Genomic DNA, 24,653 nt, shown 5'->3' on the forward strand with positions numbered 1-24,653 from the left:
TGGTGCTCACGTGGTCGCCCTGCGAGTCCTCGCCCTCGCGGCGATGATCGCCCTGACGGCGGCCACCACCGGGGCATCCCGGACATCCACGGCTGTCCCGTCGACCGTTCCGGCTGTCCCGTCGACCGCTTCCCGTGCGGCGGCGGGACAGCCCGGCCCGCACCAGTCGCCCGGCCCGCACCAGTCGCCCGGCCCGCGCCAGTCGCCCGGCCCGCACCAGTCGCCCGGCCCGCGCCAGTCGCCTGACCCGCAGCCTCCGGCGTTGTCGCACTCGCTACCGGTGCGGCTGTCGGTTCCCGCCATCGACGCGGTGTCGTCGTTGATGCCACTCGAACTCAACCCCGACGGGACCGTCCAGGTGCCGCCGGTGTCCAAGCCGATGCAGGCTGGCTGGTACGCGCTCGGCCCGACCCCGGGAGAGGTCGGACCGAGCGTGATCCTGGGCCATGTGGACGGGCACGACCGGCCGGGGGTCTTCTTCCGCCTCCGTGAGCTGCGGCCCGGGAGCCAGATATTCGTCACCCGGCAGGACGGCACGACGGCCCGGTTCGTGGTCGAGCACACGGAACAGGTGCCGAAGATCCACTTTCCCACCGAGAAGGTCTACGGCGCCACCGCCCGTCCGGAGCTTCGGCTCGTCACCTGCGGCGGCAGCTTCGACCGGAAGGCGGCAAGCTACCGGGACAGCGTGATCGTCTACGCCGTACTCGCCCCGTCGACCTGATCCGACCGCGGGCCGACGGACACTGCCCCGACCGCGGGCCGGCCGGTGCCGGCCCGCGGTCGTACGCCGGTTGCGCCCGCCTCGATCGTCAGGGCCGCTGACCCTCCGTGATCACCCGAGGGTCCACGGCGTGTCGACGCCGTCGAACTCCTCGAAGACCAGCCAGGTCCGGGTGGACAGCACCCCCGGGATGCTCTGTACCTGGTTGAGTACCAGGTCGCGTAGGGCCGCGTTGTCCGGGGCGCGGACCAGGGCGAGCACGTCGTGGTCGCCCCCGAGCAGGGCGGCGTGCTCCACGTACCGGATCTGCGCGAGCCGGGCCGACACCTCCCGCCACGTGTTCTGCTCGATCGTGAGGCTGACGTAGGCGGACGTGCCCAACCCCGCCGGCTCCGGGGCCACCTGGGCCCGGAAACCGGTGATTACCCCTTCCCGCATCAGGCGCTCGACCCGCGCGTACGCGTTCGTCCGCGAGATGTGGACGCGCTCGGCGAGGGTCCGGATCGACGCCCGCCCGTCGCGGACCAGCGCGTCGAGGATCCGCCGGTCGATGTCGTCGAGCACGCGGACCGTTCGTCCCGGGCCGGAGCCGGACTCGGCTGTGCTGTGGGGCTCTTGGCTCACGTGCTGCCCTCCTGGGGGTCAAAGATCCCGGATTTCGTTCGATTATTGAGGTAAACATCCGTGGCCGTGAGCATAAACACACCACAAGTCCCAGGAGGTCCTCGCCGTGACGACCACACCACAGGCGGTCCGCAGGGCATCCCCGCGCGCCCGGCGTACCCCCACGCAGCCCGACCCGGCTGCCCCGCTGCTGCCCAGCCGTGACCCGGTCCGGCTGCTCGACGAGGCAGGCAGGCGGCTGCCCGCCGCTCAGGGGCCCCGTGACTATGCCGAGCCGCCGGCCGAGAGCCTGCGCGAGCTGTACCGGCGGATGGTCGTCGGCCGGCGCTTCGACGTCCAGGCGACCGCCCTGACCAAACAGGGACGGCTGGCCGTGTACCCGTCGTCGCGCGGGCAGGAGGCGTGCCAGGTCGGCGCGGTCATGGCGGTACGGCCGGACGACTGGGTGTTCCCGACGTACCGGGAGTCGATGGCCCTGGTGTCGCGGGGCATCGACCCGGTCGAGGTGCTCACCCTGCTGCGCGGCGACTGGCACTGCGGGTACGACCCGGCGGCCCGGCGCACCGCGCCGCAGTGCACGCCGCTGGCGACCCAGACCATCCACGCCGCCGGGGTGGCGTACGGCGAGGCGTACCAGGGGCGCGACACGGTCGCCCTGGCGTTCATCGGCGACGGCGCGACCAGCGAGGGCGACTTCCACGAAGGCGTCAACGTCGCCGCCGTGTTCCGCGCGCCGGTGGTCTTCTTCGTGCAGAACAACCGGTACGCCATCAGCGTGCCGCTGTCCCGGCAGACGGCGGCGCCGTCGCTGGCGTACAAGGGCGTCGGGTACGGCATCGCCAGCGAGCAGGTCGACGGCAACGACCCGCTCGCCGTGCTGGCCGTGCTGACGCACGCGGTCGAGCACGCCCGCGCGGGCAACGGGCCGTTCCTGGTCGAGGCCCACACCTACCGGCTCGAACCGCACACCAACGCCGACGACGCCTCCCGTTACCGCACCATGGACGAGGTCGAGTCGTGGCTCGGGCGCGACCCGATCGCGCGGCTGGAGGTGTACCTGCGCGGCATCGGCGTGCTCGACGACGCGGCCGTCGAGGCGGTACGGGCCGAGGCCGAGGCGTTCGCGGCCGACCTGCGTACCCGGATGAACACCGAGCCCGTCGTCGAGCCGCTCAGCCTGTTCGACCACGTGTACGCGCAGCCGACCCCGCAGCTTGCGGAGCAGCGCGAACAGGTACGCGCCGAACTGGCCGCGGCGGCCGAGGACGGGGACGTCTGATGGCGCCGGAGACAGTGACGATGGCCAAGGCGCTCAACGCGGCGCTGCGCGACGCGATGGCCGCCGACGAACGGGTGATCGTGTTCGGCGAGGACGTCGGCCAGCTCGGCGGTGTCTTCCGCATCACCGACGGGCTGCTGGCGACGTACGGCGACAGACGCTGCTTCGACACCCCCCTGGCCGAATCGGGCATCGTCGGCTTCGCGGTCGGAATGGCGATGTCCGGCCTGCGGCCGGTGGTCGAGATGCAGTTCGACGCGTTCGCGTACCCGGCCTTCGAGCAGATCACCTCCCACGTGGCCAAGCTCCGCAACCGGACCCGCGGCGCGTTGAGCGTGCCGATCGTGATCCGGGTGCCGTACGCCGGCGGCATCGGCGGCGTGGAGCACCACTGCGACTCCAGCGAGGCCTACTATGCGCACACCCCGGGGCTGAAGGTGGTCACCCCGGGATGCGTCGAGGACGCGTACTCGCTGCTGCGCGAGGCGATCGATGACCCGGACCCGGTCGTGTTCATGGAGCCCAAGAAGCTGTACTTCACCAGCGCCGAGGCGGCGCTGCCGGTGCGTACGGAAGGTTTCGGGCGGGCCGTGGTACGCCGGTCCGGTCGCGACGCCACGCTCGTCGCGTACGGGCCGTCGGTGCCGGTGGCCCTGGAGGCGGCCGAGGCCGCCCGCGACGAGGGCTGGGACCTTGAGGTCGTCGACCTGCGGACCATCGTGCCGTTCGACGACGAGACCGTCACCGCGTCGGTGCGGCGTACCGGCCGGTGCGTGGTCGTCCAGGAGGCCCAGGGCTTCGCCGGGGTCGGCGCCGAAATCGCCGCGCGGGTCCAGGAGCGCTGCTTCCACTCGCTGCACGCCCCGGTCCTGCGGGTCGCCGGCCTGGACATCCCGTACCCGGCGCCGAAGCTGGAGCACATCCACCTGCCGGGCGTCGACCGGGTCCTCGACGCGGTGGCCCGGCTGCAGTGGGACGACCAGCCCGACCCGAAGTGGGTGGCGGCATGACGACCATGACCGCTCAGGTCTTCCTGCTGCCGGACCTGGGGGAGGGGCTCGCCGAGGCGGAGATCGTCGAGTGGCGGGTCGCCGTCGGTGACCTGGTGGACGTCGACCAGGTCGTGGTCGAGGTGGAGACCGCCAAGGCGGTCGTGGACGTGCCGTGCCCGTACGCCGGCCGGGTGACCGCCCTGCACGGCGCCCCCGGCGAGGTGCGGCCGGTCGGTCAGCCGCTGGTCACGATCGAGCCGGTCGCGCCGGCGGAGCCGGGCGGGCACGCGGTGTACCGGGAGGAGGAGCGGGCCGGCACCGGCCGGTCCGCCGGATCGGGAAACGTGCTCATCGGGTACGGGACGGGGCACGGCCGGCCGGGCAGGCGCCGGCGGCGGGTCCTGCCGGCCGGTACCCCGGCCCCGGTCGCGACTCCGGCCCCGGTCGCAACCCTGGTCCCGGTCGCGACCCTGGCCCCGGTCGCGGCGGCGGGGGAGGCCACCCGGGTCATCTCCCCGCTGGTACGCCGGCTGGCCCGCGACCACGGCGTTGACGTGGCGAGCCTGCGCGGTACCGGACCGGGCGGCGTCGTGCGGCGCGCCGACGTCGAGGCGGCGGTCGCGGCGGTGCCGTCAGTCCCGGCCGCGGCCGGGCCGTCGGTGCCGTCCGCCGCGCCGCCGGTGCCGACCAGCGATCCGGGCGCCGACGTCGTGATCCCGTTGACGGGGGTACGCCGGGCGATCGCGGAGAAGCTCTCCCGCAGCCGGCGCGAGATCCCCGAGGTCACCATCTGGGTCGACGTCGACGCCACCGGGCTGCTGGAGGCCCGGGCGGCGATCAACGCCGCCCGGCCCGGCTCCCCGGTCAGCCTGCTGGCGCTGCTGGCGCGCATCTGCGTCCACGCGCTCCAGCGGTACCCGGCGCTCAACGCGCGGGTCGACACCGAGCGTGCGGAGATCGTCCAGTCCCGGCGGATCAACCTGGGGATCGCCGCGCAGACCGACCGCGGGCTCGTCGTACCCGTCATCCACGACGCCCAGCGCATGACCACGCTCGACCTGGCCGTGGCCCTGGCCGAGACGACCGCGCAGGCGCGGGCCGGCGCGCTGCCGCCGGCCCGGATGACCGGCGGTACGTTCACGCTCAACAACTACGGCGTGTTCGGGGTGGACGGCTCGACGCCGATCATCAACCACCCGGAGGCGGCGCTGCTGGGCATCGGCCGCATCGTCGACAAGCCCTGGGTGGTGGACGGGCAGCTGGCGGTACGCAAGGTTGCCGAGGTGAGCCTCACCTTCGACCACCGGGTCTGCGACGGCGGTACCGCGGGCGGGTTCCTGCGCCATGTCGCCGACTGCATCGAGCAGCCGGCCCTGCTCCTCGCGTACACCTGAGCCGGCCGCGCCGAAAACGCCGCGGCGGCCCGCTCCCGGCGGGGGAGCGGGCCGCCGCAGACGGTCCGTCAGCTCAGATGAGCCCGAGCGCCCTGACGGCGTCGCGCTCCTCGACCAGCTCGCGCACGGAGGCGTCGATCCGCTCCCGCGAGAACTCGTTGATGTCCAGCCCCTGGACGATCTCGTACCGCCCGTTGCGGGACACGACCGGGAAGGACGAGATCAGGCCCTCCGGGACGCCGTAGGAGCCGTCGGACACGACCGCCGCCGACGTCCAGTCACCCTCGGGGGTGCCGTTGACCCAGGTGTACACGTGGTCGATGGCCGCGCCGGCCGCCGACGCCGCCGAGGACGCGCCGCGGGCCTCGATGATGGCCGCGCCGCGCTTGGCGACCGTCGGGATGAACGTGTCGCGCAGCCACTCCTCCTCGACCTGCTCCGCGGCGACCTTGCCGTTGACCTCGGCGTGGTACAGGTCGGGGTACTGGGTCGCCGAGTGGTTGCCCCAGATGGTCATCTTCCGGATCGCCGTCACCGGGACGTCGAGCTTCGCCGACAGCTGCGCGAGCGCGCGGTTGTGGTCGAGACGGGTCATCGCGGTGAACCGCTCGGCCGGCACGTCCGGCGCGTGCGACTGCGCGATCAGCGCGTTGGTGTTGGCCGGGTTGCCGACCACCAGTACCCGTACGTCGTCGGCGGCGCCGGCGTTGATGGCCTCTCCCTGCGGCTTGAAGATGCCGCCGTTGGCCTCCAACAGGTCGCCGCGCTCCATGCCCTTGGTGCGGGGACGGGCACCCACGAGGAGGGCCACGTTCACACCGTCGAACGCCCGCCGGGGGTCGTCGGTGATGTCGATGCTCTGCAGCAGCGGGAACGCGCAGTCCTGCAGCTCCATCGCGGTGCCTTCGGCAGCCTTGATGGCCTGCGGGATCTCCAGCAGGCTCAGCGCCACCGGCGTCCCCTCGCCGAGCAGGTGGCCCGAGGCGATACGGAACAGCAGCGCATAGCCGATCTGGCCCGCCGCCCCTGTCACCGTCACCTTGACCGCTGGCCCAGCCATCCGCTTCTCCTTTGTTGTCGTTGTGCAGTGATCCGATCGTATGCCCGGCCGCTGGATCGGCTTCAGGCGCACCTCGGATAACACCGGGTGAGGCGGATAACACCGGGTGCCGGGACGGTCGACGGACCGGGCCGGCACCCGGACCGGCCACCGGGACGGCTACCAGCGGCCGCGGTGGACCACCTCGTCGAAGGGGCGCCGGTCGGGCCGCTCGATCGGCCGGAGCGGGCGGTCGGCCGGATAGCCGACGGGGATCAGATACGGGCAGTACCGGTCCGGCGGGAAGCCGAGGAGTCCACGGGCGAGTTGCTGGTCCTCGACGACGGTGTGCCCGGTGCCGAGGCCGAGGTCCGTGGCGGCGATCATCATGCTCATCGTCGCCTGGCCCAGGTCGTAGTGTTCCTGGTCACGGTGCCGGTCGTCGGCCGGTACGGGCGCCACGAGCGCGATCGTGGCGGCCGACGTCGCGACGTGCCCGGCGCCGCGCCACACCCCCGACAGGTCCACCAGTTGCTGGCGGTCGGTGACCACGACGAAGTCCCAGGGCTGCCAGTTCTGCGAGCTGGGCGCCCGCCGGCCGGCCTCCAGGATCCGGTCGAGGTCGGTGGCCGGTACCGGCCGGTCGGCGAACGCCCGGACGTCGCGCCGCGCCCTAATTGTGTCCCACGTCTCCATTTTCCCATCCTCGTCCCGTCCGCCGACCGGCGCTCACCGGCAACGGGTGGTGCGGCGCCACCGGGTGGTGCGGCGGCAACGGGAGGCGCGGTGAAGGTGGGCAGTGCGGTGGGTACAGATCCGCTCACCGTGTGAAATCGGCCGCTCGTCGCACTGGCCCGCCCGCTGGTCGCTCATCGCCACGGTGCCACTTCGCCCCGTACGGCGGCGAGCGTAAGGATCGATTCCACTGAATGCGTGCCGGACGGGGGGATCCAGATGACGGGGATCAGGCGGCGGGACCTACTGGCGGGCGCGGCCGGCGCGGCGGCGCTCGCGGGAGCCGGAATCGACATCGCCGGCCCGGCAGCGGCGGCAGCGGCCGAGACCGGCGCGGCGCACCCGGCGGCCGGGACCGGCGCGGCGCACCCGGCGGCGGGGACCGGTTCGACCGTCCGGCTGAGCGAGGGTACGGACTTCGCGGCACAACTGTCGCCCGACGGCAGGACGATAGCCGTCGACCTCGTGGGCGTGCTGTGGGTGCTGCCCGCCTCCGGCGGGCCGGCGCGCCGGCTGACCAGCGACCTGTTCGACATCGCCCAGCCCGAGTGGTCGCCGGACGGTTCGACGATCACGTTTCAGTCCTACCGAGACGGTACGTTCCACCTCTGGCTGATCCGTCCGGACGGGTCGGGGCTGCGCCAACTGACCAGTGGCCCCTACGACCACCGGGAGCCGCGCTACGCCCCGGACGGCAGGCGGATCGCGTTCTCGTCGGACCGGCCGGCCGGCGGTGGCCCGGGCGGCGGCGGGGCCGCCGGAAGCTACGGCATCCACCTGCTCGACCCGGCCACGGGCACGGTCAGCACGGTCACCGACACCGTGCTGGAGGAGTACGAGCCGGCGTGGTCGCCCGACGGCACCCGGCTCGCCTTCGTCGTCGCGAACACCCGCATCGACGTCGTCGACCTGGCGACCGGTACCCGTACCACCGCCGTCACCGTGCCGGCCGGCCAGGTGATCCACAATCCCGCCTGGACCCCCGACGGCCGGAGCCTCGTCTACTCCCTCCTGGTCAGCGGGCGCAGCGAACTGTGGTGCGCCGAACCCGGACGCGACGGTACGCCGCTGGTCACCGGCGAGGAGGTGTTCCCGTTCCGGGTGTCGTGGCGACCGTCCGGGGCGTCGCCGGCCGGACCGTCGCCCCGGGAGTTCGTGTACACCGCCGACGGCCGGATCCGCCGCCGGATCCTCGACGGTGGCGCGGCGCCGCACACCATCGGCTTCGTCGCCGGCGTCACCGTCACCACGCCGGCGTACCGCAGGCGGCAGCGTGACTTCGACTCGGGTACCCCGAAACCGGTCGTGGGGATCGGCAGCCCGGTCCTGTCACCGGACGGCGAGCAGGTGGCGTTCCGGGCGCTGGGCGACATCTACACGATGCGGATCGGCCAGCCGCCGCGGCCGCTCACCCGCGACCACTGGTGGTCCAGCGACCCCGCGTGGTCGCCGGACGGGGCGTACCTGTCCTACTCCTGCGACCGGGCCGGCAAGCTCGACATCTGGATCCGGGACCTGCGCACCGGTGCCGACCGGCAGCTGACCAACCTGCCGGGCGCCGCCGCCGTGTCCGGGACCTGGTCACCCGACGGCTCCCACCTGGCCTTCCTCGACCAGACCGGCGCGCTGTACACCGTCGAGGTGGCGACCGGGAACGTCCAGCGCGTCCACCCGGCGACCTTCGAACCCGGCCGCCCCACCTGGTCGGCCGACGGCACCGTCATCGCGCTCGCGGCGGTCAAGCCGTACTCGGCGCGGTACCGGGAGGGCCTGAGCACGATCCTGCTGGTCGACCGCCGTACCGGTGCGGCCACCTACGTCGACCCGCTGCCGCACCGGTCGATCCAGACCCGCGGCGACGACGGCCCGGTCTGGTCGCCCGACGGTACGAAGATGGCGTTCGTCGTCGCGAGCGTGCTCTGGGTGGTCGACGTCCACCCCGACGGTACGTTCGCCGGCTCGCCCCGGCAGATCACCCACGAGGTCACGGACGCGCCGAGCTGGAGCGGCGACTCCGGCCGGCTGCTGTACCTCAACAACGGCCGGCTGCGCCTCGTCACGGTCGACGGGAAGCGCACCCGTACCGTGCCGGTGGGACTGACCTGGACCAACGCCCGGCCCCGTGGCCGTACCGTGATCCGGGCCGGGCGGCTGTGGGACGGCGGCGGCCCGCGCCTGCGCGACGACGTCGACATCGTCGTCGAGGGCCACCGGATCGTCGCCGTGTCCGACCACCGCCCCGGCCGTGACGGCCGCCTCGTGGACGCCCGCGACTGCGTGGTCGTCCCCGGCCTGGCCGACATGCACCACCACCGGGAGATGCAGGGCTACTGCTACGGCGACCGGCAGGGCCGGCTGTGGCTGTCGCTGGGGGTCACCACGACCCGGTCACCGGGCAGCCCCGCGTACCACATGGTGGAGGCCCGCGAGTCGATGCAGTCCGGCGCCCGCCTCGCGCCGCGCTACTTCGGCACCGGCGAGGCCATCGACGGCTCCCGCATCTTCTACAACTTCATGCGGCCGACCTTCGACGCCCGGCAACTGGACCTCGAACTCGAACGTGCCGCGGCCCTCGACTACGACCTGATGAAGGCGTACGTGCGGCTGCCGCCTGCGTGGCAGCGCCGGGTCGTCGAGTGGGCGCACGAGCGCCGCATCCACGCCACCTCGCACTACCACTACCCGGCCTTCGCGTTCGGTAGCGACGGTATGGAGCACATCGGCGCGACGAACCGGTTCGGGTACTCGCGGACGGTGACCGCGCTCGGCACCGGGTACCGCGACGTCATCGACGTCTTCAACGCCTCGCGGGCGGCCCGCACGCCCACGCTGTTCGGGGCGAACACCCTGTTCGCCGACGACACCTCGCTGGTCACCGACCGGCGGGTGGCCACGCTCTACCCGGAATGGGAGTACGCCGCACTGCGGGCGGCGGCCACGGCCGCCCAGACGACCGACCAGACGGTCGCCCGGGAGAACCTCGCCCGCCAGGTCGCCCAGGTCGTCGCCATGGTGCGCGGCGGTGGGCGGGTGCTCACCGGTACGGACTCCCCGATCGCGTTCACCGCCGTCAGTACCCACATGAACCTGCGGGCGATGGTGCGGTACGGGCTCACCCCGTACGAGGCGCTCGCCACCGCCACCCGGGCGCCGGGCGAGTTCCTGGGCGAACCGCTCGGCCAGATCCGCCCGGGCATGTACGCCGACCTCGCCATCCTCGGCGGCAACCCGCTCGACGACATCACCCAGGCGGCCAACGTGCGACAGGTGATGGTCAACGGCCAGCTGCACACCGTCGACGAGCTGCTCGCCCCGTTCGCGCAGCCGCGGGCCCTGGCCGCCGTGGCGAACACGGTCGTAGAACCCGTTCCCGACCACCCGGCGAACGCCAGGTACTGGTGGCATGACCCGCACTACGTCGCCGAGAGCAGGCACTCCTGCTGCGCGCAGGCGTAGCGGCACCGCGCGGGCGCAGCCGACCCCCCCGGACATCGACGAGGAGACCAATTGAAGAAGGTAACCCGATCCGCCGCGCTGGCCGTCGTCTCGGTGCTGCTGGCCGCCGGCCCGCTCGGGCCGGCACCGGCCCACGCGGCCGGCCGCGACGGATACTCCGGATCCCAGGTCACCCTGACCGAATCGGCGCTCGGCGGCGTGCACGGCACCGCGCCCGACGCCACCGTCCGCAACGTCCTCACCGTCACCGCCCCGGGCGACAACCTGCGGGTACGGCTGTCCAATCCGTTCGCGGACACCGCCGTGACCGTACGGGCGGCGACGGTCGGGCGGCAACCGGCCACCGACCGCCCCGCGCTCGCCCGCGGCAGCGTCCGGACCCTCACGTTCGGGCACCGGCGCGGGGTGACGATCGCACCCGGCGCCAGCGTGTGGAGCGACCCGGCCCCGCTGCGGGTACGGTTCGGTGACCACGTCGCCGTCAGCGTGTACGCCCCCGGCGCGCCGGTCAGCGACCACACCTTCCCGCCGCCGGACACCGACCCGCCCGGCTCGTTCCTGTCGACCGGCCCCGGCGACGCGACGGCCGACTCCGGCGGCACGGCCTTCGGCGCGTTCCGCCCCGGCACGCTGTGGTGGGTCGACGCGGTCACCGGGACGTCACCGGCGCGCGGGACGATCGTCACCCTCGGCGATTCCATCACCGACGGGTACCAGGCCGTCGGTGGCGGCCCGCGCTGGACCGACGTCCTCGCCGCTCGTATCGACGCCCTTCCCGGCGACGCGCCGCTGTCCGTGGCCAACGCCGGGATCAGCGGCAACACGGTGAGCGTCCAGCCCAACCCGTACGACCCGACGAACCAGTGCTGCGGCCCGCCCGCCCCGCTGCGGCTGGACCGGGACGTGCTGTCGGTGCCGGGCGTGCGGTACGTGTTCCTGCTGGAGGGGACCAACGACATCGGCGGCGGCGACTACGCGCCGTCCGCGCCGCCCGACCAGGTCATCGAGGCGATGCGGGAGGTGGCCGCGCGGGTGCACCGGGCCGGGAAGAAGATGGTCGGCGCCACCATCCTGCCGATGTGCAACGCCGCCGGCAGCGCGAAGGAGCAGACCCGGCTGACCGTCAACCGGTGGATCCGTACCTCGCGGACGTTCGACGCGGTGGTCGACTTCGACGCGGTCCTGCGCGATCCGGCCGACCCGACCGTGATCCGTCAGCAGTGGCGGGCAGACTGCTACCACCCGAACGCGGCCGGCGACCGGGTGCTCGGCGACTCCATCCCGCTGACCGTGTTCGGGCTGCCGGCGCGCGCCGGTAACAAGGACAGCGTGCCTGGTTTGGCCGGATAGAGGGTGCTGCGCGGCAGCGGTCCCGCTGGGAAGATGCAGGGTGCCGGCCCCGGGTGGACGTTGGGGCATTCACCGCAGGCCGGTAACAGGCACATCGGGCGACGGCGTATCGGACGGAGGCGATCGGGGTGCGGAACGCGGCGGACAGCGTCCACCTTGTCGCGGCGAGCGCGGGCTTCCTGTCCTACCTGCTGCTGTGGGCGACGGTGTGCTGGGGAGCGCTGCTGGGCCGCGGCTGGGCGATGACCCGCTTCACGTACGCCAACGTCTACGCCGTGCACATGACGCTGGCGCTGGTCGCGATGACGCTGGGCTGGGGGCACGCCTTCACCCAGCTGGCCAACCCGGTCGGCACGGTCTTCCTCGTCGACGTGTTCGTCCCCTTCGTCAACGGGCACGACCCGATCGGGATCGGCCTCGGCGTGTTGGCGACCGAGCTGATGACCGCGCTGCTCATCTCGGTGCCGGTGCAACGCGCGCTGGGCTACCGCCGCTGGCGGATGCTGCACTCGCTGGCATACGCGTCCTTCACGCTCATGGCCGGTCACGTGCTGTTCGCCGGCTCGGACACCGACCCGCCCTACGTGAAGATCCCGGTCGTCGCGCTGTGGGCGAGCACCGTGGTGCTGTGGTTGGCCGTGGCCCGCTGGCGGCGCCGGGACGCGGCCGCGCACGGCACCCGGTCCGACGCCGACCGGCAGGTCGAGGTACACGTCGACCCGGGCCGGTGCGAGCGGTTCGGCTACTGCGAGCGGGAGGCGCCGGACGTGTTCGAACTGCGCGAGGACGGCCGGCTCAGCTACCGGATGGCGGTGTCCGGCGACGACCAGATCGACGCGGCGGTCCGGGCGGCCCGGGTCTGCCCGGCGCGGGCGATCTCGATGGGGGTCACCGGCCCCGGCACGTCCGCCGGGGCGCGCGGCGAGGTCGCCGGATCGCGCGGCGAAGGCGGGAGGTCGCGCGGCGAAGGCGGGAGGTCGCGCGGCGAAGGTGGGAGGTCGCGCGGCGCGGACGAGCCGCTGGCCACGGTGACCGAACTGCGCCGCCGTTAGCCGGGAATCGGTCCTGACGACGGCGGCGCGGCCGTGACCGCGCCGCCGTTTTCAGTTCCGGGCGGCCCGCGCCAGGCGGCGTACGGCCAGCTCGGCGAGGACAGCGGCGCCGTCGGGCAGTACGCCGTCGTCGAAGCGCGCCTCGGGCGAGTGGTTGGGCGCCGCCGTGGCCGGGTCGAGCTCGGGCGGGCAGGCGCTGAGGAAGACGAACGTGCCCGGGACCCGCTCCAGGATGTAGGAGAAGTCCTCGGCGCCCGGCTCCGGATGAGCCATCCAGTCGAAGCGCGACGCGCCGAACAGTTCGCCGATCGTGTCCGCCACGAACCGGGTCTCGCCCTCGTCGTTGACGGTCACCGGGTACCCGTCCCCGATCCACACGTCGACATCCAGGCCGTGCGCCTGCGCGATGCCCGTGACGACGTCGGTCACGCCCCGGCAGACCCGCTCCCGGGCCTGTGGCGAGAACGACCGGATCGTCGCCTCGAACCGCGCCTGCGCCGGGATCACGTTGTCCACCGTGCCCGCGTGCAGGCTGCCCACCGTCACCACGACCGGGTCGAAGATGTCGTGGGTACGCGTGACGTAGGTCTGTAGCGCGAGGACCATCTCGCAGGTCGCGGGGATCGGGTCCCTGGCGTACTGCGGCCGCGAGCCGTGGCCGCCGGCGCCGGTGACCACCACGCGCAGCGTGTCCACCGACGCCATCAGCGGGCCGGGCCGGGTGGTGAAGGTCCCGTACGGCTGCCGCGACGCGCTGACGTGCAGGCCGTAGGCGGCGATCGGCCGGGTACCGGAGGCTTCCAGCACCCCCTCCTCGATCATGCGATCGGCGCCGCCCGGGCCCTCCTCGGCCGGCTGGAACATGAAGACGACGTTCCCGGCGAGCCGGTCGCGTACGCCGGAGAGCAGCCGCGCCGCGCCGACCAGCATCGCCATGTGCAGGTCGTGGCCGCAGGCGTGCATCGCGCCGTCGATCACCGAGGCGTACGGCTCGCCGGACAGCTCGGTGACCGGCAGCGCGTCCATGTCGGCCCGCAGCAGGACGGTCGGGCCCGGCGCGCCGCCGCGCAGCACCGCCGTCACCGAGCTCAGCGATCGGCCGGTGCTGATCTCCAGGGGCAGGCCGCGCAGCGCGTCGAGCAGTTTCGCCTGGGTCCGCGGCAGGTGCAGGCCGATCTCCGGCTCCCGGTGCAGGGCCCGGCGCAGGTCGGCCAGGTCGGCCAGGTCGGCCAGGTCGGGCCGCATCGCCCGGGCGTTCTCGTGCAGCGCCATCCGTGTCCCCTCCGTGCACTCACCCCGGCGGCGTTCGAGTCAGCGCCGGCCGGTGCTGCGCAGGGTAACGCAGCCGGGTACGGTTCGCGAAGATCACGGACGGCGTGGTCCGCCCCGGGTGGAGACGGTGCGGGTTCACCGTGGATGGAGACGGTGCGGTTCACCGCAGGATGCCGGTGTGGCCCAGCGAGTACCGGCCGGGCTGCGGCCACACGCACAGGCCGTGCGGGCCGGCGCCGGTGGGGATCCTCGCGATGAGGTGGCCGTCGGTGGTGTCGAGCGCGTACACCTCGCCGTGGTAGCGGCCGGACAGCCACAGCACCTTGCCGTCGGGGGAGAGGCCGCCCATGTCCGGGCTGCCGCCGCCGGGGATCCGCCACGTGGTCGTGAGCCTGCCGGTCGCGAACTCCAGCAGCGAGACCGACCCCTCGTCCCGGTTGGTGATGTACATGTACCTGGAGTCCCGGCTGACGTAGAGCCCGTGCGCGCCGGCGCCGGTGGGCAGCAGGGTCGGGGTGGTGAACGCGCCGCCGTCGAGGACCCACACCCCGTTCGCGTGCATGTCGGCGACGTACCAGGTCCGGCCGTCCGGGGCGATCTTCACGTCCTGTGGCCCGGCGCCGGGGTGCGGCAGGTGCAGCTTCTTGACGACCCGGTGTGTCACGGTGTCGACCTTCAGCAGGTCGCCGGAGAACTCGCAACTGGCGATGAAGTAGCGCCCGTCGGGGGAGAAGTCGGCATGGTTGACCCCTTCACAGTCGACGTCCACGTTGTCGCGCAGCGCGAACGTCGTGGGGTCGATGAAGTGGATCTGGCGTCGCAGCTCCGCCATGACCACCCCGTACCTGCCGTCCGGGGTGAAGTAGAGGTTGTACGGGTCGTCGACCGGTACCGGGGTGCCGACCGTGCCGGTGGTCGGGTCGATCGGGGTGAGCGCCTCACCCGGCGCGGTGTCGCTGTTGACCAGCAGCCTGCTTAGGTCCCACGTCGGCACCACGTGCTCCGGGCTGTGCGGCAGCGGGAAGGTCCCGATCACCTTGTAGGTGGTGGGGTCGATGACCGACAGGGTGTCGGCCGTGTTGTTGGGCACGTACACCCGGTACAGGTGCGTGCGCACCTTGTCCGCCAGGGCGTTCGGGCGGTCGGCGGCGTACAGGTCAGCCGGGTCCAACGGCGGCGGCATACCGGGCAGCGGTGCGTTCGCGGCCGGTCTCGCCCGCGCGGACGAGGGAGTCGCGGTCGGCGAGCCGGCGATCGGCGCCGGTGTGTCCGCGGCGGAGCGGGTGGTACGGGCGTCCGGACGTTCGTCGCCCGGTGTCGAGCAGGCGGCCAGGACGGCGACGACGGCCGCCAGGACGGTGGCGACCGCGGCGGCGCACAGCCGGCGGCAGCCGGCCTGGATCGTCGCCCGGCGGTGCCCGGCCCGGGCCGTGGGTAGGAGGAACATCAGCCCACCAGTTCCGTCATCGTGACGGGTCGCAGGCCGCGCTGGCGGAGCCGATCCAGGATCTCGGGGATGGCGGCGACCGTCGCGGCGTGGCCGAGGTGCATGCTCACGATCGACCCGTTGCCGACCGGGCCGGCGACGGCGCGGACCACCTCCGCCGGCTCGGGGTCGGTGTGGTCGAGCGAGTCCAGGTCGTAGGACAGGCAGACGGGGTACCCGGCCCGCGCGGCCTGCGCCCGGATGACATCGGTGGCGTACTGTGTCGCGCTCGGCCGGAACCACCGGCCGATGGAGCCGGTCAGCCGCCTGAGCACACCGGCGCAGGCGTCGATCTCGGTGAACACCTCCGCCGCGTCCAGCTCGGTGAGCATAAGGTGGTTCTGGGTGTGGTTACCCAGTTCGTGGCCGCCGTCGAGGATGCGCCGGGCCAGGTCGGGAGCTGCGGCGAGCCAACTGCCCACCGCCAGTACGGTGACCCGGGCGCCCCCGCGTTCCACCTCGTCGAGCAGGGCGCGGGCCTGGGCGGGCTCGCCCGCGCCGTGGAAGGTCAACGCGACGGCGGGGCGGTCGCGCGGTCCGTGCCGGACCTCGGGGACGGTCGCGCCGGTCGGCGAGGCCGCCGGCTGGCCGGTCGGTCCGGCGCGGCCGGCCACCCAGCGGCTCTCGGCGGCGCACCCACCGGTGACGGCCGCGCCGGCGGTGGCCGTGGCCGCGAGGAGCAACGCCCGGCGGTGGATCGGACGGTGTGGACCGTCGAGGGGGGAAGCCGGGGTGTCGGGCCGCATGTCGGGCGGGCCTTCCCCGGTCGTGCCGGGCGTAACCCCGACACGCGGGTGGACGTCACCGTTCCACGGTGGCCGGCCAGGACGCGGCACAGCACGCCGACGGGACCGCGAGCGGGCCAGCGCCGACCGCCCGGCCGCGCGCCCTCCGTACGCTGTGAGGCGTGCTCTTCACCGTCGGACACGGCGCACGGTCGATCGACGCCTTCACCGCGCTGCTGCGCGCCGCTTCGGTGGACACCGTCGTCGACATCCGGCGGTATCCGGGCTCACGCCGCCATCCGCAGTTCGGCCGGGAGGCACTCGACGCGGCACTGCGCGAGGGCGGCATCGGGTACGAGTGGCAGGGCGCCGCGCTCGGCGGTCGCCGGAGGCGCCGCGAGGGGTCGCGGCACACCGCGCTGCGGAACGCGTCCTTCGCCGGGTACGCCGACCACATGGACACCGCGGAGTTCCGGGAGGCCCTGGACGCGCTGGTGGCACGCGCGGCCACCGCGCGGCCGGCGATCATGTGCGCGGAGACGTACTGGGCGCACTGTCACCGGATGCTGGTCGCCGACGCGGCGGCGCTGCGTGGCGCGACGGTCGTCCACCTGCTCGACGCCGGCCGGCGTGAGGCGCACCGGTACCACCCGACGATGCGCCCCGGCCCGGACGGCTGGCCGGTGTTCGATCAGCCCGACACCCTGCCCGGGCTGGGTTGATCCGGGCTGGGTTGAACCGGGCTGGGTTGATCCGGGCTGGGCGTGGTCGTCGGGCGGTCTAGTTCCGGGCGATGCGGACGACGGCCGCGCTGTCGGTGAGGCTGTCCAGCGAGACCGAGAACGCTCCCGCGTCAACGGCCGGCTGGCCGACGGCGAGCTGGAGTTGCTCGCCGGCGACCTCGACGGTCACCGTGTTGCCGTTGGTGGCCACCAGCTTCGCTTCGACGCCCAGGACCTTGGCGCTCGCGTCCACGCCACGGTCGAAGGTGACGGTGCAGGCGTCCAGGCCGCAGCTGGTGTCGGTGCCCTCGGAGCCGCAGCCGGTCAGCAGGGCGAGGCCGAGCAGGGTCCCGGCCGCCAGCATGGCGGCCCGGCGGGCGGGCCGGAGTCGGTGTGTCACGCGGTCCAGGGTACGGGACCGTTTCTACAGTTCAGTGCGCCGTGCCTTCTACAGTTCAGCGCACTGTGCCGGGGCTGTCCGGACGGTCGGGGCGGTAGGTCAGCACGGCGGTCACCAGGTGGGCGACCGTGTCGCCCAGGTCGGCCGGCGTGGCCGCCGGGGTGTCGGCGCCCGCGTACGGGTCGAGGGCCTGGAGCAGGAGTTCGTTGAGCCCGCCGACCAGGGCGACGGCCATCGCCGGGGACAGCGCCGGGATCTCCGGGTTGGCCGGCCGGCCCTCCTCGACGAGCGCGACGAGGGTCTCGGCGAACCGCCGCTGCTTCTCCTGGCGCAGCCGGTACGCGCGGGGCCCGGCCGCCTGCATCTCCACCAGCAGCGTGCGGTAGGCCGCCGGCAGCGCCTCCATCGTCGACAGGTAGGCGCGCACGCCGGCGCGCACCCGTTCCCGCCACGGCTGGTCGCGGTCGCCGGCCGCGCGCCGCAGTACCGCGACGAGCTGGTCGCAGGAGTCGCCGTAGAGCGCCATGAGGCACTCTTCCTTGTCGGCGAAGTGCTCGTAGAAGGTCCGCTTGGAGACCCGCGCGTGGGCCACGATGTCGGCGATGGTGCTCGCCGCGTACCCCTTCTCGGAGACGGCGGCGGCGAGCCCTCCGATGAGGTCCGCCCGCACCTGCGCGGCGGCTCGAGCTGTGCTGGCCAACGCCTCCGCCTGCCCGGTTGCCGATGAGAGAGCGCGTCGCGGCCCTCGGTAGGCGGATGCTACCGCGCCGGTGGGAGCCGTGCCCGGAGGTCTTCCCCGCGCCCCTTACCCGATGGTAACTTCCGGTCATCGTGGTACCGGTCGGTACCACATGGGCGGCGATCAATGGAGCGCAAACCGTGAGCGGTAACGGCGAACCGGTACGCCACGAGCCGGTGGACCACGAGCCGGTACGCCACGAGCCGGTACACCACCGGGTCGCCGTCGTCGGTGCCGGATTCGGCGGCATCGGTACGGCGATCCGGCTCAAGCAGTCCGGCTACCACGACTTCGTGGTGTTCGACCGGGGCGCCGACGTCGGCGGTACCTGGCGCGACAACACGTACCCGGGCTGCGCCTGCGACGTGCCGTCGCACCTGTACTCGCTGTCGTTCGCGCCTAACCCGCGCTGGTCACGCAGCTTCTCCGGCCAGCCGGAGATCTGGGAGTACCTGCGCGGCTGCGTCACCCGGTACGGCATCGGCCCGCACCTGCGACTGCGGCACGAGGTGACCGGCGCGCGGTGGGACGCCGCGGCCGGACACTGGCTGATCGGGACGTCGCAGGGCGAGTACAGCGCGGACGTGTTGGTCGCCGCCGGCGGACCGCTCGCCGAGCCGTCGATACCGGACCTGCCGGGCCTTTCCACGTTCGGCGGTGAGGTCTTCCACTCCGCGCGCTGGAACCACGACCTCGACCTGGCCGGGCGGCGGGTGGCGGTGATCGGTACCGGCGCCTCGGCCATCCAGTTCGTCCCGGAGATCGCGCCGACGGTGGCCCGGCTGCACCTGTTCCAGCGCACCCCGCCGTGGATCATGCCGCGCGCCGACCGCGCCATCGGCGAGGCGGAGAAGCGGCTGTTCCGGGCGTTCCCACCGGTGCAGCGGGCGGTGCGGGCCGGGATCTATCTCGCGCGCGAGACCGTCATGGCCACCGGATTCCTGAACCCGACCCTCATGCGGGTGGCGGGGCAGCGGGTGGCCCACCGGCACCTGCGCCGGTCGGTCGCCGACCCGGCGCTGCGCGCCACCCTCAGCCCGGACTACACCATGGGCTGCAAGCGGGTCCTGCTGTCCAACGACTACTACCCGGCCCTGACCCGCGACAACGTCGACGTGGTCACCGCCGGCATCGCCGAGGTGCGCCCGGACGGCATCGTCACCCGCGACGGCATCCGGCACGAGGTGGACACCATCATCTTCGGTACCGGGTTCCACGTCACCGACCCGCCCATCGCCGCGCACCTGCGGGGCCGGGACGGGCGCACCCTGGAACAGGTGTGGGCCGGCAGCATGCGGGCACACCAGGGCATCACGGTGGCCGGCTTCCCGAACCTGTTCCTGTTGCTCGGCCCGAACACCGGCCTCGGGCACAGCTCGGTGGTGTTCATGATCGAATGCCAGATCCGGTACCTGCTGGGCGCGCTGCGCCACCTCGACCGTGCCGGGGTCGCCGCGATCGAGCCGGCGCCCGAGGCGCAGGCGGCCTTCGTCGCCGACGTCGACCGGCGGATGCGGGGCACGGTGTGGACCAGCGGCGGCTGCAAGAGCTGGTACCTCGACGCGACCGGCCGCAACTCGACCCTGTGGCCGGGCTACACCTGGTCGTACTGGCTGCGCACACGCCGGTTCGACCCGGCCGCCTACCGGCCGGTGCCGAGACATCCCGTGGCCGCCCGCAGCGGGGCGGAACAGACCGTGGAGGAGGGGCGATGACCCGGTCGTTGCAGGGCACGGTCGTTCTGGTCACCGGCGCGGCGCGCGGGATCGGTGAGCACACCGCCCGGCTCGCCGCCGCGCGCGGTGCCCGGCTCGCGCTCGTCGGCCTGGAGCCCGAGCGCCTCGCCGCGCTCGCCGCGGAGCTGGGGAAACAACATGTATGGTACGAGTGCGACGTCACCGACCAGGCCGCCCTGGACCGGGCCGCCCGCGACACCGTGGCGGCCCTCGGGCGCATCGACGTCGTGGTCGCCAACGCCGGCATCGCCAACCGGGGCACGATCGCGGTCGGCGGCATCGAGGGCATGATCCGGACCGTCGACGTGAACCTGCTCGGGGTGATGCGCACCGTCGGGGCCACCGTCGAACATGTCATCGCCAGCCGCGGGTACTTCCTGCTGGTGTCGTCCGCCGCCGCGTTCACCGTGCTGCCCGGCATGGCGGCGTACTGCGCCTCCAAAGCCGGCGTCGAGCAGTTCGGCAACGCCATCCGGCTGGAGTTGGCGCACCGGGGCGTCGCCGTCGGCACCGCCCACCCCGGCTGGATCGACACCGACCTGGTCCGCGACGCGAAGGACGACCTGCCGGCGTTCCGCGAGGCGCGGGCGAAGCTACCCTGGCCGCTGCGGTCGGACACCTCGGTCGAGGCGTGCGCCGCCGCGTTCGTCGACGCGATCGGGCGGCGCCGCCGCAAGGTGTACGTGCCCCGCGCGGTCGGGCTGGTGCAGGCGCTGCGGACCCTCACCACCGGCCCGCTCGCCGACGCCGTGATCGGGCGCACCGCCCGCCACTCCGTACCACAGATGGAGGAGCAGGTACGGCGGCTGGGCCGGTCCTTCGGCGCGCACGTACCGGCGCGTACCACCGACGCCAAGGAGAGTTGAGCGTGGACCTGGAGCTGGTGTACGAGCGGCGCGGCGCGGGTGAGCCGCTGGTCCTGCTGCATGGCATCGGCCATCACTGGCGGGCCTGGGAGCCGGTGCTGGACAGGCTGGCGACCGTCCACGACGTGATCGCCGTGGACCTGCCCGGCTTCGGCCGGTCGCCGCTGCCACCGGGCCAACTGCCGCAGGGCATGCCGGTACTGGTCGCCGGCATCGCCGCGTTCTTCGACCGGCTGGGGCTGGGGCGACCGCACGTGGCCGGCAACAGCCTCGGTGGCGCCATCGCCCTGGAACTGGCCGCGGCCGGGCAGGCGGCGTCGGCGACCGCGCTGTCGCCGGCCGGTTTCTGCACCTCCGGTCAGCTCCGCTGGGCGGTCAACGTGCTGCGGTTCCACCGGGCCGCGGCGTACCTGCCCGAGCCGGTCATCCGCCGGGTGCTCGCCGTCGAGGCGCTGCGGGCGGTGTCGTTCGGCATGCTGATGGCCCGGCCCCGGCGGATCACCGCCGAGGCGGCCCTGGCCGACTCGCTGGCGCTGCGCAACGCCCGCGCGTTCGAGACGGTCGCCCGCAACGGCCTGCGGTACGCCTTCCAGGGCGCGCCGACCGTTCCGGTCACGATCGCCTGGGGTACCCGCGACCGCATCCTGCCCTACCGGCAGGCGGCCCTGGCGCGCCGGCTGCTGCCCGACGCCCGGCACGTCGACCTGACCGGCTGCGGGCACGTACCGATGCACGACGACCCGGACCGGGTGGTGTCGGTCATCCTGGCCACCACCGGCGCCGCCGGCTGACCGCGCGATCGGCGGCAGCGTGCCGTCAGGGCAGGGTGAAGAAGACCATCGGGTTGTCCCGGCCGGTGTGCACCGGCTCGACCAGCCCGAGTTCCCGCCTGACCTCGACGAGCTGCCGGTGCACCTCGGGAGCCCGGGCGGGCGACGCGGTGAGGTATCCGAGGCTGCGGTCGGCCAGCCACCGCAGCAGCACGGCGCCCTCGGTGAACGGCAGCGGCCGGCGGCCGTGGAACACGTCGTGCACGCTCACCGGCGTCCCGGCCGGTACCCGGGGGAACAGCCTGGCCAGGTACCAGCGGGCGAACCGGCCGCTGTGCGCGGCGTCGACGAACAGGTAGCCGGTACGGTCGGCCGGCATCGCCGACGCGGCCCGCACGTCGCCCCGGACGAAGGTCCAGCGGTCGCCGGCCAGCGCCCGGGGTACCGCGTGCATCGCGTGGTCGACGAGGTCGTACGAGTACAGGTGGCCGACCCCGTTGTCGTGCAGCGCGCGCAGGATCCAGGTGGTCGACCAGCCGTGGAACGTGCCGATCTCGACCACCGTCTCCGGTCGCCGTTCGCGCAGCAGCAGGTACGTGATCTCCGCCTCGAGGTCGTCGAGCTGCGCGACCACGTCGGGGTTGGCGCGCAGGAACCGCCGCTGCGCGTCCCGGACCTCGGCCAGGTCGGCGGCGTACTTGCGGTACAGCTGCTCGACCTGCACGAGATCGGGAACGGTGACCGGGCGGCCGGTCACCCGGTCCTCCTTCGAGGTCATCGGGTGCTCCTTCGGGGACGGGGACGGGGACGGGCGCCGACGGTCGCGAGGAGGCCGGCCAGCACCGCGGCGACGGCGGGCAGCCAGCACAGCCGGTGCAGCAGCCAGCGCGGGCCGGACGGGGCGTCGACCAGGCCGGGCGCCGGGGCGACCAGGGCGGAGCAGAGGATCAGCAGCACCAGTGCGCTCTGGTGCCACAGGTAGACCGGCATCGCGAGGCGGTTGACCGCAGCGACGGGGCGCCACGGCCACCGGTGCCGCGCGGTCGCGGCGAGCCACGGGCGTACCAGCAGGAACAGGCCGATCTGGAGGGCCGCGAACGCGATCTGGAGCAGCGACGGCGGGTCCAGGTTGGATCGGGTACCCGTGCCGCCGACCATGCTCGCCGGGTAGCCGGCGCCCGCCACGAGCAGCACGGCGGCCACCGCACCCGCGACCACGAGGACGGCGCCGGTGCGCCGCCGGACGATCCAGCCGGTGCCGGTGCCGGTGGGCTGCCGGACGATCCTGCCGGTGCGCGGCTCGGCCCGGTCGGTACGCGCGAGCGCGACCCCCCACGCGTACGGCAGCAGCCACCCGCACAGCACCGCCGCCGCGCCGAGCACGGCCGGCACGCCGGTCGGCACCGGCCACGGGCCGGAGCGCGCCAGGTCGTCGGCGGCCACGACGGCGACCGACCCGACAGCGACCGGCACCGGGGTACGGGCCGTCAGCACCGGGGTGAGGGCCAGGAGCACCACCAGTACCGCGAGGAACCACAGTGGACTGACGACGTACCAGCCGATGCGGTGCAGCACGGCGAACGGGGTACCGGTCAGGGCCAGCACCAGCAGCAGCGGGAGCCAGAACGCGACCAGGTACCCGACCGCGCGGGCCGCCTGCCCGACCCGGTGCGCGAGCCAGGGCAGGTACCGCGGCGCCCGGCCCAGGCTGGTGAACGCGGCGTAGCCGGCGGCGAGGAACAGCGGCGCCAGGGTCTGCAACAGCCAGGTCAGCGGCGTCAACGCGGGCATCGCGCGCAGCGGGCTGGCCACCGCCCAGCCGACCGGGTCCACGACGACGGCGGTCACCAGCCAGTGCCCGGTCACCACGCCGACGACGGCCAGTGCGCGCAGCGCGTCGATGGTCGGCTCACGGCTGTCCGGCGCAGACGCCTCAGCGGGAGGTGTCGGCTCAACAGCCGTCGTCGGCTCAGCGGGCGGTGTCGGCTCAACAGCCGTCGTCGGCTCAGCGGGTGGTGTCGGCTCAACGGCCGTCGTCGGCTCAGCCGCGGACATCGGCGCGCGCCTGTCCCGAGGGGGCCGTTCCCGCCGTACCTGTCACGTGGCCGTAGTCGCCCAGCGCAATGCGGGCCAGGTTGCGGGCCGAATCGGTACCGGGAGTCAGGTACCCGGTGTGTCCCCGCGCGCCATCGGTGCCGACCACCCGCGCGCCGAACCCGGCCGACACCGGGCTCGGGCCGTGCCCCAGGCCGCACACCTGGACGTGCGGTACCGTCCCGACCCAGTCGCCGGCCGCCAGCGCCGCCCACACCCGCGCCGGGGTCCGCAGCGCCGTCACGTCCGCCGCCCGCAGCCCCGGGCTGCCGAGGACCACGAGGTCGGCGACGCGGGCGCGGGCCGCCGTAAACCGGCACACCAGCGAGCCGTAGCTGTGGCAGAACAGGCCCACGGGCGCGTCCGGGCGGTACGCCGACAGCCCGGCGAGAAACCGCACCAGCCGGTCCGCCCCGGCACGCGCCAGGTCAGCGCGCAGCGCGTCGGCGCCCAGACCGGCCGGTGCCCGGTAACCGCCCCAGGCGACCACCGCGACCCGGGTACCGGCGCCCGCGGTGTCCACCGCGACCCGCAACCCGCCGGCCAGGTCGCGCAGGTGGCCCGGCCCGTCGAGATGGGACAGGTCGGCGTCGTTACCGGGTACCACGACGGCGATCCGGTCCGCGGTGGCGAGATCGCCGAGGACCTCCACCACGGTCCCGCGGCCGCGCGGATCGTACGCCAGGGTCCGGGTACCCGGCCGGGGCCCGGCCGCGCGCGGGGCCGACCGCGCGCGCGGGCGGACCAGCCGGTCGTTCGCGGCGAACCGCAGCTCGGGTGGTGCGCCGTCGAGGTTGCCAACGACCGACGGGTACCGCGCGACGAGCCGGGTCCGCTCGGCCGCCGGTACGGCGGCGAAGAACCGGGCGACCGTACCGGGCGTCGCGGTCACCGGGTCGGGCAGCCGCACGGCGCCTACGGAGTCGCGCCGCCACTGACGCGTACCGGGCTGCGGACGGTCGACGGGGTCCGGGTGCGCCACCGCACCCGTACCCACCGTCAGCAGCGGGATCAGGAGGCCGAGCAGCGCGGTGCGCCGGATCAGTGGTAGCGCGGTGCGCTGTGGTGACATGGTTGCGTCCCCTCCGCTCACGGCCCGTGGGGCCTGCGATTCGCGGAGCAGACGGTAGGGAGGAGGTGGCGGTCCGGGCGTCACCCTGCGGTAGCCGATCGGCGTGGTACCGGGGTACTACGGCCG

22 protein-coding genes are annotated in these 24,653 nt (G+C 73.7%); 11 read left to right on the forward strand and 11 right to left on the reverse strand.

Features of this window, described 5'->3' with window-relative positions; genetic code table 11:
• Positions 1-10 precede the first annotated feature (10 nt).
• Complete coding sequence (locus ACNTMW_RS19770) at positions 11-724, forward strand: class F sortase (protein WP_426635158.1); 714 nt, start codon at positions 11-13, stop codon at positions 722-724.
• A gap of 111 nt (positions 725-835) precedes the next feature.
• On the opposite strand, the gene ACNTMW_RS19775 is transcribed toward ACNTMW_RS19770, so the two are convergent.
• Entirely contained in the window at positions 836-1,288 is a 453-nt protein-coding gene (locus ACNTMW_RS19775; protein WP_426635193.1) for an Lrp/AsnC family transcriptional regulator, read from the reverse strand.
• A 166-nt stretch (positions 1,289-1,454) separates the two neighbouring features.
• Here ACNTMW_RS19775 and pdhA point away from each other — a divergent pair, with 166 nt between their 5' ends.
• From pdhA to ACNTMW_RS19790, 3 genes are read left to right on the forward strand one after another with little or no spacing between them, the layout of a single operon-like run.
• Positions 1,455-2,627: a pyruvate dehydrogenase (acetyl-transferring) E1 component subunit alpha gene (pdhA, locus tag ACNTMW_RS19780; RefSeq protein ID WP_426635159.1), complete on the forward strand. Its 1,173-nt coding sequence runs from the start codon at positions 1,455-1,457 to the stop codon at positions 2,625-2,627.
• Positions 2,627-3,637, forward strand: a complete 1,011-nt coding sequence (locus ACNTMW_RS19785; RefSeq protein ID WP_426635160.1) for an alpha-ketoacid dehydrogenase subunit beta — start codon at positions 2,627-2,629, stop codon at positions 3,635-3,637. The genes pdhA and ACNTMW_RS19785 overlap by 1 nt, the downstream gene beginning before the upstream one ends.
• Positions 3,622-5,013, forward strand: a complete 1,392-nt coding sequence (locus ACNTMW_RS19790) for a dihydrolipoamide acetyltransferase family protein (protein ID WP_426635194.1) — start codon at positions 3,622-3,624, stop codon at positions 5,011-5,013. The genes ACNTMW_RS19785 and ACNTMW_RS19790 overlap by 16 nt, the downstream gene beginning before the upstream one ends.
• Before the next feature lie 73 nt (positions 5,014-5,086).
• Here the strand turns inward: ACNTMW_RS19790 and ACNTMW_RS19795 are convergent, their stop codons facing one another.
• Positions 5,087-6,073: a malate dehydrogenase gene (locus ACNTMW_RS19795; protein WP_426635161.1), complete on the reverse strand. Its 987-nt coding sequence runs from the start codon at positions 6,071-6,073 to the stop codon at positions 5,087-5,089.
• 159 nt (positions 6,074-6,232) lie between these two features.
• Entirely contained in the window at positions 6,233-6,748 is a 516-nt protein-coding gene (locus ACNTMW_RS19800) for a nitroreductase family protein (RefSeq protein WP_426635162.1), read from the reverse strand.
• A 258-nt stretch (positions 6,749-7,006) separates the two neighbouring features.
• Between ACNTMW_RS19800 and ACNTMW_RS19805 the strand changes: the two genes are divergently transcribed.
• The 3 genes from ACNTMW_RS19805 to ACNTMW_RS19815 all read left to right on the forward strand — a co-directional run bounded on the left by ACNTMW_RS19805 (position 7,007) and on the right by ACNTMW_RS19815 (position 12,645).
• Positions 7,007-10,243, forward strand: coding sequence for an amidohydrolase family protein (locus tag ACNTMW_RS19805; protein ID WP_426635163.1), 3,237 nt, complete (start codon positions 7,007-7,009; stop codon positions 10,241-10,243).
• Between the two features lie 51 nt (positions 10,244-10,294).
• On the forward strand, positions 10,295-11,593 hold the full coding sequence (locus ACNTMW_RS19810) for a GDSL-type esterase/lipase family protein (protein ID WP_426635164.1): 1,299 nt from the start codon (positions 10,295-10,297) through the stop codon (positions 11,591-11,593).
• Between the two features lie 128 nt (positions 11,594-11,721).
• On the forward strand, positions 11,722-12,645 hold the full coding sequence (locus tag ACNTMW_RS19815) for a ferredoxin (RefSeq protein WP_426635166.1): 924 nt from the start codon (positions 11,722-11,724) through the stop codon (positions 12,643-12,645).
• 51 nt (positions 12,646-12,696) lie between these two features.
• On the opposite strand, the gene ACNTMW_RS19820 is transcribed toward ACNTMW_RS19815, so the two are convergent.
• From ACNTMW_RS19820 to ACNTMW_RS19830, 3 genes are all read right to left on the reverse strand, one after another.
• A complete protein-coding gene (locus ACNTMW_RS19820; protein WP_426635167.1) occupies positions 12,697-13,917 on the reverse strand; it encodes a M20 metallopeptidase family protein in 1,221 nt (406 codons plus the stop codon).
• A gap of 160 nt (positions 13,918-14,077) precedes the next feature.
• Entirely contained in the window at positions 14,078-15,364 is a 1,287-nt protein-coding gene (locus ACNTMW_RS19825; protein WP_426635168.1) for a YVTN family beta-propeller repeat protein, read from the reverse strand.
• Entirely contained in the window at positions 15,364-16,149 is a 786-nt protein-coding gene (locus ACNTMW_RS19830) for a polysaccharide deacetylase family protein (RefSeq protein ID WP_426635169.1), read from the reverse strand. The genes ACNTMW_RS19825 and ACNTMW_RS19830 overlap by 1 nt, the downstream gene beginning before the upstream one ends.
• 161 nt (positions 16,150-16,310) lie before the next feature.
• Here ACNTMW_RS19830 and ACNTMW_RS19835 point away from each other — a divergent pair, with 161 nt between their 5' ends.
• Positions 16,311-16,850 carry a DUF488 domain-containing protein gene (locus ACNTMW_RS19835; RefSeq protein ID WP_426635170.1) on the forward strand — a complete coding sequence of 180 codons (540 nt, stop codon included), beginning with the start codon at positions 16,311-16,313 and terminating at the stop codon, positions 16,848-16,850.
• Positions 16,851-16,908: 58 nt separating this feature from the next.
• Here ACNTMW_RS19835 and ACNTMW_RS19840 read toward each other — a convergent pair whose 3' ends face one another.
• Together ACNTMW_RS19840 and ACNTMW_RS19845 are read right to left on the reverse strand one after the other, a co-directional pair.
• The gene (locus ACNTMW_RS19840; RefSeq protein ID WP_426635195.1) at positions 16,909-17,214 is read right to left on the reverse strand and encodes a hypothetical protein; all 306 of its coding nucleotides are present in this window, start codon (positions 17,212-17,214) and stop codon (positions 16,909-16,911) included.
• Between the two features lie 91 nt (positions 17,215-17,305).
• A complete protein-coding gene (locus ACNTMW_RS19845; RefSeq protein ID WP_426635171.1) occupies positions 17,306-17,950 on the reverse strand; it encodes a TetR/AcrR family transcriptional regulator in 645 nt (214 codons plus the stop codon).
• 179 nt (positions 17,951-18,129) lie between these two features.
• On the opposite strand from ACNTMW_RS19845, the gene ACNTMW_RS19850 reads away from it, so the two are divergent.
• From ACNTMW_RS19850 to ACNTMW_RS19860, 3 genes are read left to right on the forward strand one after another with little or no spacing between them, the layout of a single operon-like run.
• On the forward strand, positions 18,130-19,704 hold the full coding sequence (locus tag ACNTMW_RS19850; protein WP_426635172.1) for a flavin-containing monooxygenase: 1,575 nt from the start codon (positions 18,130-18,132) through the stop codon (positions 19,702-19,704).
• Complete coding sequence (locus ACNTMW_RS19855; protein WP_426635173.1) at positions 19,701-20,591, forward strand: SDR family oxidoreductase; 891 nt, start codon at positions 19,701-19,703, stop codon at positions 20,589-20,591. The genes ACNTMW_RS19850 and ACNTMW_RS19855 overlap by 4 nt, the downstream gene beginning before the upstream one ends.
• Positions 20,592-20,593: 2 nt before the next feature.
• Entirely contained in the window at positions 20,594-21,382 is a 789-nt protein-coding gene (locus ACNTMW_RS19860) for an alpha/beta fold hydrolase (protein ID WP_426635174.1), read from the forward strand.
• A gap of 25 nt (positions 21,383-21,407) precedes the next feature.
• Here the strand turns inward: ACNTMW_RS19860 and ACNTMW_RS19865 are convergent, their stop codons facing one another.
• From ACNTMW_RS19865 to ACNTMW_RS19875, 3 genes are read right to left on the reverse strand one after another with little or no spacing between them, the layout of a single operon-like run.
• Complete coding sequence (locus ACNTMW_RS19865; RefSeq protein ID WP_426635175.1) at positions 21,408-22,139, reverse strand: class I SAM-dependent methyltransferase; 732 nt, start codon at positions 22,137-22,139, stop codon at positions 21,408-21,410.
• Positions 22,136-23,416, reverse strand: a complete 1,281-nt coding sequence (locus ACNTMW_RS19870) for an acyltransferase family protein (RefSeq protein ID WP_426635176.1) — start codon at positions 23,414-23,416, stop codon at positions 22,136-22,138. The genes ACNTMW_RS19865 and ACNTMW_RS19870 overlap by 4 nt, the downstream gene beginning before the upstream one ends.
• On the reverse strand, positions 23,403-24,527 hold the full coding sequence (locus ACNTMW_RS19875) for an alpha/beta hydrolase (RefSeq protein WP_426635177.1): 1,125 nt from the start codon (positions 24,525-24,527) through the stop codon (positions 23,403-23,405). Before ACNTMW_RS19875 ends, ACNTMW_RS19870 begins: the two co-directional genes overlap by 14 nt.
• Positions 24,528-24,653 lie beyond the last annotated feature (126 nt).

The sequence above is a fragment of the Planosporangium spinosum genome, assembly GCF_049999945.1.
In the GTDB taxonomy this organism is placed as follows: Bacteria; Actinomycetota; Actinomycetes; order Mycobacteriales; family Micromonosporaceae; genus Planosporangium; species Planosporangium spinosum.

Bases quoted from the DNA above. Each gene is read 5' to 3' on its own strand.
- ACNTMW_RS19855 (WP_426635173.1), top strand. From the start codon at position 19,701: ATGACCCGGTCGTTGCAGGGCACGGTCGTTCTGGTCACCGGCGCGGCG.
- ACNTMW_RS19820 (WP_426635167.1), bottom strand. From the start codon at position 13,917: ATGGCGCTGCACGAGAACGCCCGGGCGATGCGGCCCGACCTGGCCGAC.
- ACNTMW_RS19805 (WP_426635163.1), top strand. From the start codon at position 7,007: ATGACGGGGATCAGGCGGCGGGACCTACTGGCGGGCGCGGCCGGCGCG.
- ACNTMW_RS19870 (WP_426635176.1), bottom strand. From the start codon at position 23,416: ATGTCCGCGGCTGAGCCGACGACGGCCGTTGAGCCGACACCACCCGCT.
- ACNTMW_RS19840 (WP_426635195.1), bottom strand. From the start codon at position 17,214: ATGCTGGCGGCCGGGACCCTGCTCGGCCTCGCCCTGCTGACCGGCTGC.
- ACNTMW_RS19800 (WP_426635162.1), bottom strand. From the start codon at position 6,748: ATGGAGACGTGGGACACAATTAGGGCGCGGCGCGACGTCCGGGCGTTC.
- ACNTMW_RS19795 (WP_426635161.1), bottom strand. From the start codon at position 6,073: ATGGCTGGGCCAGCGGTCAAGGTGACGGTGACAGGGGCGGCGGGCCAG.
- ACNTMW_RS19875 (WP_426635177.1), bottom strand. From the start codon at position 24,527: ATGTCACCACAGCGCACCGCGCTACCACTGATCCGGCGCACCGCGCTG.
- ACNTMW_RS19830 (WP_426635169.1), bottom strand. From the start codon at position 16,149: ATGCGGCCCGACACCCCGGCTTCCCCCCTCGACGGTCCACACCGTCCG.
- ACNTMW_RS19785 (WP_426635160.1), top strand. From the start codon at position 2,627: ATGGCGCCGGAGACAGTGACGATGGCCAAGGCGCTCAACGCGGCGCTG.
- ACNTMW_RS19865 (WP_426635175.1), bottom strand. From the start codon at position 22,139: ATGACCTCGAAGGAGGACCGGGTGACCGGCCGCCCGGTCACCGTTCCC.
- ACNTMW_RS19825 (WP_426635168.1), bottom strand. From the start codon at position 15,364: ATGTTCCTCCTACCCACGGCCCGGGCCGGGCACCGCCGGGCGACGATC.